Here is an 11,341-nt window from a genome sequence, read left to right on the forward strand (position 1 = left end):
GCGACCGTGCAACTCGGACTCATCGGTCTGGGCAAGATGGGCGGCAACATGCGTGACCGCCTGCGCGCCGCCGGACACGAGGTCGTCGGGTTCGACCCGCGGCCCGAGGTCACCGACGTCGACTCGCTGGCCTCGCTCGCCGCCGCGCTGAGCGCGCCGCGCGTCGTCTGGGTGATGGTGCCCTCCGGCGACCCGACGCGCGGGGTCGTCCAAGCCCTGTCCGAGGTGCTGGCGCCCGGCGACCTGGTGATCGACGGCGGCAACTCCCGCTACACCGACGACGCCCCCAACGCCGCGCTGTTGGACGCGAAGGGGATCGGCTACCTCGACTGCGGCGTGTCCGGCGGCATCTGGGGCAAGGACAACGGCTACGGCCTGATGGCCGGGGGCGACGCGGCGCACGTCGAGCTGGCGATGCCGATCTTCGACGCGCTGCGGCCGGAGGGGCCGCGCGAGGAGGGCTTCGCGCACGCCGGGCCCGTCGGCGCCGGGCACTTCTCGAAGATGGTCCACAACGGCATCGAGTACGGCCTCATGCAGGCCTACGCCGAGGGCTTCGAGCTGCTGTCGGCCACCGACCTCGTCACCGACGTGCCCGCGGTGCTGCAGGCCTGGTCGCGCGGCACGGTCGTCCGCTCCTGGCTGCTGGACCTGCTCGTCCTCGCGCTGAAGGACGACGCGAAGCTGGCGAAGCTCGACGACTACGTCGACGACTCGGGCGAGGGCCGCTGGACCATCGAGGAGGCGATCACGCACGCGGTGCCGCTCCCGGTGATCTCGGCCGCGCTGTTCGCCCGGTTCGCCTCGCGGCAGGACTCCTCGCCCGCGATGCGCGCGGTCGCGGCGCTGCGCCAGCAGTTCGGCGGGCACGCCGTGCGCGCCGCGGGTCCGGCCGGCGCCCCCGGGGAGCACGCGGGCCCCAGCTCGGGCACCGGTTCCACCCAGAGCTAGTGCACCTGCGCCGCCTGTCCGTCACCGACTTCCGGTCCTGGGAGTCGGCCGACCTGGATATCGGACCGGGTGTCACCGTGCTGGTCGGGCCGAACGGGGTGGGCAAGACCAACCTCGTCGAGGCCGCCGGCTACCTGGCGACGCTCGGCTCGCACCGCGTCGCCGCCGACGCCCCGCTGATCCGCCGCGGGGCCGAGCGGGCGATCGTGCGCGGGTCGGTGGTGCACCACGGGCGCGAGCTGCACGTCGAGCTGGAGATCGCCTCGGGACGGGCCAACCGGGCCCGGGTGAACCGGGCGCCGGTCCCGCGCCCCCGCGACGTCCTGGGGATCCTGCGCACCGTGCTGTTCGCGCCCGAGGACCTCGCGCTGGTGCGCGGCGACCCGGGGGAGCGCCGGCGGTTCCTCGACGAGCTGCTGACGATCCGCCACCCGCGCTACGCCGCGGTCCGCTCCGACTACGACCGCGTCCTCAAGCAGCGCTCGGCGCTGCTCAAGACCGCCCGCAACGGCCGCGCCGACCTCTCCACCCTCGATGTCTGGGACGGACACCTGGCCCGCACCGGCGCCGCCCTGCTGGCGGGCCGGCTGGAGCTGGTGGCCGCGCTGGCCCCGTACACCGTGGAGTCCTTCGCCGAGGTCGCCCCGACCTCGGACCCGATCGCGCTGCGCTACCGCTCCAGCGTGCCGGGGGAGCTGCCGGCCGTGGGCGCCGAGCTGGAACCGCTGCTCCTCGACGAGCTGGCCCGGGTCCGGCGCCAGGAGGTGGAGCGCGGGGTGTGCCTGGTCGGCCCGCACCGCGAGGACCTCGACCTGCAGCTCGGCCCGGGCCCGGCGAAGGGCTACGCGAGCCACGGCGAGTCCTGGGCGCTGGCGCTGGCGCTGCGGCTGGGCTCCTACCGGCTGCTGTGCGCCGACGACGTCGAGCCGGTCCTGATCCTCGACGACGTGTTCGCCGAGCTCGACGAGCGGCGCCGCCGGGCGCTCGCCGACGTCGCCCGGCGCGCCGAGCAGGTGCTCGTCACCGCCGCGGTGGCCGAGGACGTCCCGGAGGGTCTGGACGGGGTACGGCTCGCGGTGGGCGGCGGAGAGGTGAGGGCCGGGACGCGAACCGGCTCGTCAGGGACGTGACCGCGAACCCGAGCGGCTGTGGACAAGGTTGTGGATACTGTGGATAACTCCGCCCGGACTGGTGATGAGCGGCCCGAACGACCGTCGACCGTGCCCGGTGAACCGTCCGGCGCGGCCGGATCGCGTGAGGTTGTCCCCAGCCCTGGGGATGACGGTTCGTCGCACGGCGGACGTGGATCGGACATCGCGCGGGAGGCGCTGCGGGCGGCACGCGAGGCGTCGGCGGAGCGGTCGGCCCACCGTGCGGCGGAGCGTCGCGGAACGCGGTCGACCGGGCGCAGCGGGCGACGTCGACGATGGTCGGGCCCCGGCCCCGACGAGCGCGACCCGCAGCCGTTCGGCCGGGTCGTGTCGCGGGTGTCGCTGGACCGCGGGTGGTCGCCCCGGCTCACCGACGCCACCGTGCTGGGCCGCTGGCCCCAGCTCGTCGGCCCCGACATCGCCGACCACTGCACACCGGTATCCCTGCGCGAGGGGGAGCTGGTGCTCCAGGCGGAGTCGACGGCGTGGGCCACGCAGCTGCGGACGCTGCAGCGCCAGCTGCTCGCGCGCCTGGCCGCGGCCGTCGGCAAGGACGTGGTGCGGCGGATCCGGGTGGTCGGGCCGAGCGGCCCGACGTGGCGGCACGGCCCACGGACCGTCCGGGGCCGCGGACCCCGCGACACCTACGGCTGAGCAGCCCGAACGCTTCTGTGTCCGCTCAGGGCGACATGACGTCGCCGCAGGCGCCGCTCGACCCCCACTCGTGCCGCCGGACTCGATGCGGTGACTGTTCGGCGTTCTGTGGGCCATCTGGGCGGGTCCTAGCCGCCGTTCTGTCGGAACGCCCCGGTACGATGGAGAGAGTGTTTCCGGGTGCCCCGCCGGGCCCGGTCGAACGCCCGGCCGATCTCCCCGCGGCCCGGGCTGGTGCAGCGAGGAGACAGACGGCCCGTGCCGGAGCAGAAGAACGGTTACAGCGCATCGTCGATCACGGTCCTGGAGGGCCTGGAGGCCGTCCGCAAACGGCCCGGTATGTACATCGGGTCCACCGGTGAGCGCGGCCTGCACCACCTGATCTGGGAGGTCGTCGACAACGCGGTCGACGAGGCGATGGCCGGGCACGCCACGCGCGTCGAGGTCACCCTGCAGGAGGACGGCGGCGTGCGCGTCGTCGACGACGGCCGCGGCATCCCGGTCGGCATGCACCCGGTGGAGAAGAAGCCCGCCATCGAGATGGTGCTGACGATGCTGCACGCCGGCGGCAAGTTCGACAGCGACTCCTACGCGGTGTCCGGCGGACTGCACGGCGTCGGCGTGTCCGTGGTCAACGCGCTGTCGGTCGCGCTCGACGCGGAGATCCACACCGACGGTTTCGTGTGGCGCCAGCACTACGCGCGCTCGATCCCCGGCCCGCTGCGCAAGGGCGAGGCCACCACCAGGACCGGCTCGTCGATCACCTACTGGGCCGACCCGGACATCTTCGAGACCACCACCTACAACCTGGAGACGATCCGTCGCCGGCTGCAGGAGATGGCCTTCCTCAACAAGGGCCTCACGATGGTCCTGCGCGACGAGCGCAACGGGGAGGCCAACCACGACGCCGAGGAGCCCGACGCCGAGGGCTACGTGGCGAAGACGGTCGAGAACGTCTACTGCTACCCCAACGGGCTCGAGGACTTCGTCGCGCACCTGAACAAGTCGAAGGACCCGATCCACAAGAAGCTGGTGTCGTTCTCCGGCGAGGCCGACGGCCACGCGCTGGAGGTGGCGATGCAGTGGAACTCCGGCTACACCGAGTCGGTCTACACCTTCGCCAACACCATCAACACCCACGAGGGCGGCACCCACGAGGAGGGCTTCCGCTCCGCGCTCACCAGCACGGTCAACCGCTACGCGCGGGCGCAGAAGCTGCTCAAGGACAAGGACCCGGCGCTCTCGGGCGACGACATCCGGGAGGGGCTGGCCGCGATCGTCTCGGTGAAGGTCAAGGAGCCCCAGTTCGAGGGGCAGACGAAGACCAAGCTGGGCAACACCGAGGTCAAGTCGTTCGTGCAGCGGGTGAGCAACGAGTGGCTCACCGACTGGTTCGAGCGCAACCCGGCCGAGGCGAAGATCATCGTCAACAAGTCGGTGCAGTCGGCCCAGGCCCGCGCGGCGGCGCGCAAGGCGCGCGAGCTGGTGCGGCGCAAGAGCGCCACCGACATCGGCGGACTGCCGGGCAAGCTGGCCGACTGCCGCTCCACCGACCCCGTCCGGTCCGAGGTCTACATCGTCGAGGGCGACTCGGCGGGGGGCTCGGCCAAGAGCGGCCGCGACTCGATGTTCCAGGCGATCCTGCCGATCCGCGGCAAGATCATCAACGTCGAGAAGGCCCGGATCGACCGCGTCCTGAAGAACACCGAGGTCCAGGCGATCATCACCGCGCTGGGCACCGGCATCCACGACGAGTTCGACCTGAGCAAGCTGCGCTACCACAAGGTCGTGCTGATGGCCGACGCCGACGTCGACGGCCAGCACATCCGCACCCTGCTGCTCACGCTGCTGTTCCGCTTCATGCGCCCGCTCGTCGAGCACGGGCACGTCTTCCTGGCCCAGCCGCCGCTCTACAAGATCAAGTGGGGTGGCCGCGGCGCGGAGCCGGAGTTCGCCTACTCCGACCGCGAGCTGCAGGGCCTGCTCGCGGCCGGCCGCGAGGCCGGCAAGAAGGTCCCGAAGGACGAGGGCATCCAGCGCTACAAGGGCCTGGGCGAGATGAACGCCAAGGAGCTGTGGGAGACCACGATGGACCCGGCCCACCGGGTCCTGCTGCGGGTCACCCTCGACGACGCCGCCACCGCCGACGAGCTGTTCTCGGTGCTGATGGGCGAGGACGTCGAGTCGCGCCGGTCGTTCATCACCCGCAACGCCAAGGACGTGCGCTTCTTGGACGTCTAGTCCGAGAACCGCGGAAGGAACCCCAGTGACAGACACCCTGGACCCCACGCTGCCCCCGGCCTCCGGCGGAGGCGACCGCATGGAGCCGGTCGACATCCAGCAGGAGATGCAGCGCTCCTACATCGACTACGCGATGAGCGTCATCGTCGGCCGTGCCCTGCCACTGGTCGAGGACGGCCTCAAGCCGGTGCACCGGCGCGTCCTGTACTCGATGGGCGAGAACAACTTCCGCCCCGACCGCAGCTACGTGAAGTGCGCGCGCGTCGTCGGCGAGGTGATGGGCAACTACCACCCGCACGGCGACAGCTCGATCTACGACGCGCTGGTGCGGCTGGCCCAGCCGTGGTCGATGCGCTACCCGCTGATCGACGGGCAGGGCAACTTCGGCTCCCGCGGCAACGACCCGGCCGCGGCCATGCGGTACACCGAGTGCCGCCTGTCGCCGCTGGCGATGGCGATGCTGCAGGACATCGAAGAAGACACCGTCGACTTCTCCGACAACTACGACGGCAAGAGCCAGGAGCCCGACGTCCTGCCGTCGCGGGTGCCGAACCTGCTGATCAACGGCAGCTCCGGCATCGCGGTCGGCATGGCCACCAACATCCCGCCGCACAACCTGCGCGAGGTCGGCGCGGGCGTGGTGTGGGCGCTGGACAACTGGGAGGCCTCCGACGAGGAGACCCTCGCCGCGCTGATGGAGCGGATCAAGGGCCCGGACTTCCCGACCGCCGGCCTGATCGTCGGCCGCGACGGAATCGAGTCGGCCTACCGCACCGGCCGCGGGTCGGTGCGGATGCGGGCGGTCGTGGAGGTCGAGGAGGACGCCAAGGGGCGCACCATCCTCGTCGCCACCGAGCTGCCCTACCAGGTCAACCCGGACAACCTGATCGAGTCGATCGCCACCCAGCACCGCGACGGCAAGCTCGCCGGCATCGCCGAGATCAACGACGAGAGTTCCGACCGCATCGGCATGCGGATCGTCATCACCCTCAAGCGCGACGCCGTGGCGAAGGTGGTGCTCAATAACCTCTACAAGCACACCCAGCTGCAGTACGGGTTCGGCGTCAACATGCTCTCGATCGTCGACGGCGTGCCGCGCACCCTGCGCCTGGACCAGATGGTGCGGCACTACATCCGCCACCAGATCGAGGTCATCGTCCGGCGCACCCGCTACCGGCTGCGCAAGGCCGAGGAGCGGGCCCACATCCTGCGCGGCTACGTCAAGGCGCTCGACGCCCTCGACGAGGTCATCGCGCTGATCCGCGCGTCGGAGACCGTCGAGGTCGCCCGCACGGGCCTGATGGAGCTCCTCGACGTCGACGAGATCCAGGCCCAGGCGATCCTGGACATGCAGCTGCGGCGCCTCGCCGCACTGGAGCGCCAGAAGATCATCGACGAGCTGGCCGAGATCGAGCGCACGATCGCCGACCTGCAGGACATCCTCGACCGCCCCGAGCGGCAGCGGCAGATCGTGCGCGACGAGCTCGTCGAGATCGTCGAGAAGCACGGCGACGAGCGACGCACGCAGTTCGTGGCCGACGACGGCGACGTGACCAACGAGGACCTCATCGCCGTCGAGGACATCGTCGTCACGATCACCCAGACCGGCTATGCGAAGCGCACCAAGACCGACCTGTACCGGGCGCAGAAGCGCGGCGGCAAGGGCGTGCAGGGCGCGACGTTGAAGCAGGACGACATCGTCGCCCACTTCTTCGTCTGCTCCACGCACGACTGGATGCTGTTCTTCACCAACAAGGGCCGGGTCTACCGGCTCAAGGGCTACGAGCTGCCCGAGGCCAACCGCAACGCGCGCGGCCAGCACGTGGCCAACCTGCTCGCGTTCCAGCCCGACGAGCACATCGCCCAGGTCATGCAGATCAAGAACTACGAGGTCTCGCCGTACCTGGTGCTCGCCACCCGCACCGGCCTGGTCAAGAAGTCCCGGCTCACCGACTTCGACTCGCCCCGCGTCGGCGGCCTGATCGGCATCAACCTGCGCGAGGACGACGAGCTGGTCGGCGCGGTGCTCTGCTCCGCCGACGACGACCTGCTGCTGGTCTCCGCCGAGGGCCAGTCGATCCGGTTCACCGCGAGCGACGAGGTGCTGCGCCCGATGGGCCGCGCCACGTCCGGGGTGCTGGGGATGCGGTTCAACGCCGGCGACCGGCTGCTCTCGCTCGGCGTGGTCCAGGACGACCGGTTCGTCCTGGTCGCCACCACAGGTGGTTACGCCAAGCGCACGCCCATCGAGGACTACCCGGTGCAGGGGCGCGGCGGCAAGGGCGTGCTGACGCTCCAGTACGACCGCCGCCGTGGCACGCTGGTGGGTGCGCTCATCGTCGGGATCGACGACGAGCTGTATGCGATCACCTCCACCGGAGGGGTGATCCGGACGTCGGCCCGGGAAGTGCGCAAGGCGGGCCGGCAGACCAAGGGAGTGCGGCTGATGAACCTCGGCGAGACCGCCACGCTGCTGGCCGTCGCGCGCAACGCCGAGGACGACGCCGACGACGCCGAGGTCACCGGCGGGTCCTGACCCGCACCGCCCGCGCACCCGCGGAACCCGAGTACCGAGGAGATCTCCACCTCGTGAGCGACAAGACGAGTACCCCGGACGAGCAGCCGGACCGCGACGACACCGGTGACGGCCGGGACCCGGGCTCCGGGTCCGCGGTCGTCACCGGCGAGCAGTCGGCGGCCGCCCCGGACATCGAGGGCGCGGTCCCGGTCGTGGAGGACGAGACGGTCGTCGACGTGCCCGTCGCCGCGCCGGACGCGCCGACGGCGCACATGCCGGTGCCCGCCGAGGGCGGGGGCGGGGAGTCCCACGGCACGGCCCACGCGGGCGCGAACGGCTCGGGGAACGGGAACGTCCCCGCGGCCGCCGTCCCGCCGGCGGCCGCCGCCGTGGGCGCGCCGCCCCGGCGCCCCGGCGGTCCGGACCCCGCGCCGGGCCCGGTGCCCGGGCCGGGGCCGGAGGCGGCCACCCCGCCGCCGTGGCGCCGCATCCCCGGGCAGGCAGGCCCTGAGCGGCACGACCCCCCGCGCGAGCCGGCCCCCGCCGGCGGGCTGATCGACGAGGGCCCCACCGCGTTCCTGCGCGCCCCCGAGCCGGAGCCTGCCCGCTCCGAGGACGCCGGACGCGCACCGGTCCGGGCGTCCCGCAGCCGGGCCCCCCGGCAGGCGGCGCTGCAGCTGCGCAGGCTCGACCCGTGGTCGGTGCTCAAGCTGGCGCTGGTGCTCGCCGTGGTGCTGTTCTTCGTCTGGCTGGTCGCGGTCGGCGTGCTGTACGGCGTCCTCAACGGCATCGGCGTGTGGGACCGCCTCAACGGCACCTACGCCGACCTCGTCTCCGGCCAGGCCCAGAGCGGCGCGCCGTTGATCAGCGCGGGCCGGGTCTTCGGGTTCGCGGCCGTCGTCGGGGCGATCAACAGCCTGCTGTTCGCCGTGGCCGTCACGATCGCGGCGTTCGTCTACAACGTGTCCGCCGACCTGGTCGGCGGCGTCGAGGTCACGCTGTCGGAGCGCGACTGACCCCGGTGCCGGGGCGGCCGGAGGCGCTGGGGTAACCTCGTCTCCGCCGCAGGGGCCTATAGCTCAGTTGGTTAGAGCGCGTCGCTGATAACGACGAGGTCGGTGGTTCAAATCCACCTAGGCCCACTCCGCACACTCCTCCGGCACCCAGGATGTGACCGTCGATGAAGAAGTTCCTCACCGTCGTCGCCGCACTCGCCGCGGGCGCACTGGTCTTCTCCCGGATCCGCGGGTCCCGGTCGGAGAGCGATCTGTGGCACGAGGCCACGACCCGCTGAGCGGGTACTGTTCTCCCAGTACCTCGGGGACGTAGCTCAATTGGCAGAGCACTGCCTTTGCAAGGCAGGGGTTAGGGGTTCGATTCCCCTCGTCTCCACCAGCTTGACCAGCTAAAACACCCTCGATCTGCCCGCCTGATTCGATCAATGGCATCGGCAATGGCATCGAGTACGATCTACTCGTGGCCAAAGAGCCTGCTCGGGGGCGTCCGCGCGGCATGATCCGGCGCCGCGGCAACTCGTTCCAGGTGATCGTCTACGCCGGCCTGGACCCGCTGACGGGCAAGCCGCTGCGGCTGCGCGAGTCGACGACCGACGAGGCCGAAGCTCGTCGCATCCTCCGTCGCCTCAGCGCGCAGATCGACCAGCAGCGCCACGCGACGACCAATGCCAGCTTCCGGGTGGCGATGGAGGCGTGGCTGCGGACGCACGAGATCGAGGAGACCACGCGCGCCAGCTACGAGCTCTACGCCCGTGTGCACATCTATCCAGCCTTCGGCGACGAGCCGATCGGCAAGGTGTCCACGAGGCTGCTGGAGGAGTTCTACGCCGAGCTCAGGCGGTGCAGCGCCCGGTGCGACGGGACCGCGTTCCTGGAGCACCGGACAAGCGAGCCGCACGAGTGCCGGGCGGTGAAGCACCGCCGCCGGCCGGGCCGGCCCCCGGCGGCCGGCTACCCGTCGCACGACTGCGCGAACATGGGCTGCCAGGTCGTCGAGTGCCGTCCGCACGAGTGCCGCCCGCTCGCCGCGGCGACGATCCGTCGCATCCACTTCGCGATCCGCGGCGTGCTTTCCGCAGCACAGCGGTGGGAGTGGATCACGAGCAACCCCGCGGTCCTGGCGCGGAAGCCCCGGCAACCGACACCGCAGCCCAACCCGCCCACAGTCGCGCAGGCGGCTCGCATCATCGAGGCGGCGTGGGCCGAGGACGACGCCTGGGGATCGCTGGTCTGGCTGGTCATGGTGACCGGCATCCGCCGGGCCGAGCTGCTCGCGCTCCGCTGGTCCGACGTCGACTTGGCCGCCGGCGTGGTGACCATCCGCCGGAATTACGTGCGGGTGAACCGGCAGTCCATCGAGAAGGACACCAAGACGCACCAGATGCGCCGTCTCGCGCTCGACCCGGCCACGGTGGAGGTGCTGACCGAGCACCACGACCGGTACTCGGCCCTGTGCCGCCAGACGGCCACTGGGCCCCGCCCCGATGCGTTCCTGTTCTCCTATCGCCCCGAGTTCGACCGTCCATGCGATCCGAGTGGTGTGACCCACCGCTACGCCCGGATGTGCGCTGAGCTCGGCATCGACAGCCACCTGCACGCGCTTCGGCACTACTCAGGGGTCTGTCTCGTGATCGGTGTTTCCGGCGTCGTTGTCAGTAGGTCTCGGCTCCCGGCCATCGGTCACCGAACGTGATGGCAAATGCGTTGATCACAGGCTTCCACCGCATCGTCCACTTGGTGCGGCCCTTCCCGGTCGGGTCCAGGCTGCGAGTCACAAGGTACAGGCACTTCATCGCAGCCTGCTCGGTCGGGAAATGGCCTCGCGCTCGGACGGCCCGCCGATAGCGGGCGTTGAGTGACTCAATTGCGTTCGTGGAGCAGATCACCCGACGTATCTCTACGTCGTAGTCCAGGAACGGCACGAATTCTTCCCAAGCGCTACGCCAGAGCCGGATCATCGCCCCGTACTTGCGACCCCATTTCTCCTCGAGCTCGTCCATGGCGACGAGTGCTGCGTCCGGGCTGGGCGCGGCATAGATCGGTTTGATGTCGCGTTTCACCGCATCCCAGTCCTGTCGACCGACTAGGCGGAAAGTGTTCCGGATCAGGTGCACGATGCAGGTTTGCACGATGGTTTGCGGCCACACGTTCGCCACCACCTCCGGTAGACCTTTCAGGCCGTCGCAGACCAGGAACAGCACGTCGCGCACGCCGCGGTTCTTCAAGTCGACCAGGACGCTCATCCAGAACTTCGCGCCCTCGCCGCCGACGCCCATCCACAGCCCCAGCACGTCCTTGCAGCCGTCCACGGTGACCCCGATGGCGGCGTAGACCGGCCGGTTGGCGACCTGCCCGTCCCGGACCTTCACGTGGATGGCGTCGATGAACACCGCCGCGTACACCGCGTCGAGCGGACGGCCGGCCCAGTCGTTCATCTCAGCGACGACTTTGTCGGTGATCCGTGAGACCGTCTCCTTCGACACCGACGCCCCGTAGATGTCGGCAAAATGCGCGGAGATCTCCCCAGTGGTCATTCCCTTCGCGTAGAGCGAGAGCACGATCTCATCCACGTTGGCGAGGCGCCGTTGCCGCTTCTTCACGATCTGAGGCTCGAAGGTGCTCTCACGATCCCGCGGCACATCGATCTCGACTTCGCCAGCGGCATCCGAGAGCACCGTCTTCGACCGCGACCCGTTCCGCACGTTCGTGGAGTCCCGCTCCGGGGTCGCCTGGTTCTTGGCGTGCCCGAGATGCTCGGTCATCTCCTCATTGAGCGCCGTTTCCAGCACATTCTTCGTAAACAGCTTCAG

The 11,341-nt window shown here is 70.6% G+C and carries 9 protein-coding genes and 2 tRNA genes; 10 read left to right on the top strand and 1 reads right to left on the bottom strand.

The features are described from left to right. Positions 1–6 precede the first annotated feature (6 nt). From gnd to PHY01_RS28045, 10 genes are all read left to right on the top strand, one after another. The gene (gene gnd, locus PHY01_RS24660) at positions 7–951 is read left to right on the top strand and encodes a phosphogluconate dehydrogenase (NAD(+)-dependent, decarboxylating) (RefSeq protein ID WP_141282432.1); all 945 of its coding nucleotides are present in this window, start codon (positions 7–9) and stop codon (positions 949–951) included. Then, a complete protein-coding gene (gene recF, locus PHY01_RS24665; protein WP_141282434.1) occupies positions 951–2,081 on the top strand; it encodes a DNA replication/repair protein RecF in 1,131 nt (376 codons plus the stop codon). The genes gnd and recF overlap by 1 nt, the downstream gene beginning before the upstream one ends. Before the next feature lie 348 nt (positions 2,082–2,429). Continuing rightward, positions 2,430–2,756: a DciA family protein gene (locus PHY01_RS24670; protein WP_307723987.1), complete on the top strand. Its 327-nt coding sequence runs from the start codon at positions 2,430–2,432 to the stop codon at positions 2,754–2,756. A 258-nt stretch (positions 2,757–3,014) separates the two neighbouring features. Beyond that, positions 3,015–4,997 carry a DNA topoisomerase (ATP-hydrolyzing) subunit B gene (gene gyrB, locus PHY01_RS24675; protein WP_141282438.1) on the top strand — a complete coding sequence of 661 codons (1,983 nt, stop codon included), beginning with the start codon at positions 3,015–3,017 and terminating at the stop codon, positions 4,995–4,997. A 37-nt stretch (positions 4,998–5,034) separates the two neighbouring features. Further along, positions 5,035–7,533 carry a DNA gyrase subunit A gene (gyrA, locus tag PHY01_RS24680; protein WP_141282448.1) on the top strand — a complete coding sequence of 833 codons (2,499 nt, stop codon included), beginning with the start codon at positions 5,035–5,037 and terminating at the stop codon, positions 7,531–7,533. Between the two features lie 53 nt (positions 7,534–7,586). Beyond that, the gene (locus PHY01_RS28305) at positions 7,587–8,531 is read left to right on the top strand and encodes a DUF3566 domain-containing protein (RefSeq protein ID WP_246086135.1); all 945 of its coding nucleotides are present in this window, start codon (positions 7,587–7,589) and stop codon (positions 8,529–8,531) included. 52 nt (positions 8,532–8,583) lie between these two features. Next, positions 8,584–8,657: transfer RNA gene (locus PHY01_RS24690), tRNA-Ile, on the top strand. Between the two features lie 38 nt (positions 8,658–8,695). Next, the gene (locus tag PHY01_RS27270) at positions 8,696–8,809 is read left to right on the top strand and encodes a DLW-39 family protein (RefSeq protein WP_218030329.1); all 114 of its coding nucleotides are present in this window, start codon (positions 8,696–8,698) and stop codon (positions 8,807–8,809) included. Positions 8,810–8,834: 25 nt separating this feature from the next. Further along, a tRNA-Ala gene (locus PHY01_RS24695) sits at positions 8,835–8,910 on the top strand. Positions 8,911–8,991: 81 nt separating this feature from the next. Further along, positions 8,992–10,224: a site-specific integrase gene (locus PHY01_RS28045; protein WP_141282439.1), complete on the top strand. Its 1,233-nt coding sequence runs from the start codon at positions 8,992–8,994 to the stop codon at positions 10,222–10,224. Here the strand turns inward: PHY01_RS28045 and PHY01_RS24705 are convergent. Continuing rightward, positions 10,184–11,341, bottom strand: a 1,158-nt coding sequence (locus PHY01_RS24705) for an IS256 family transposase (RefSeq protein WP_141282441.1), incomplete at its 5' end; no start/stop codon positions are given. The two genes, PHY01_RS28045 and PHY01_RS24705, sit on opposite strands and share 41 nt — an antisense overlap.

Source organism: Pseudonocardia hydrocarbonoxydans (genome assembly GCF_006539565.1).
In the GTDB taxonomy this organism is placed as follows: domain Bacteria; phylum Actinomycetota; class Actinomycetes; order Mycobacteriales; family Pseudonocardiaceae; genus Pseudonocardia; species Pseudonocardia hydrocarbonoxydans.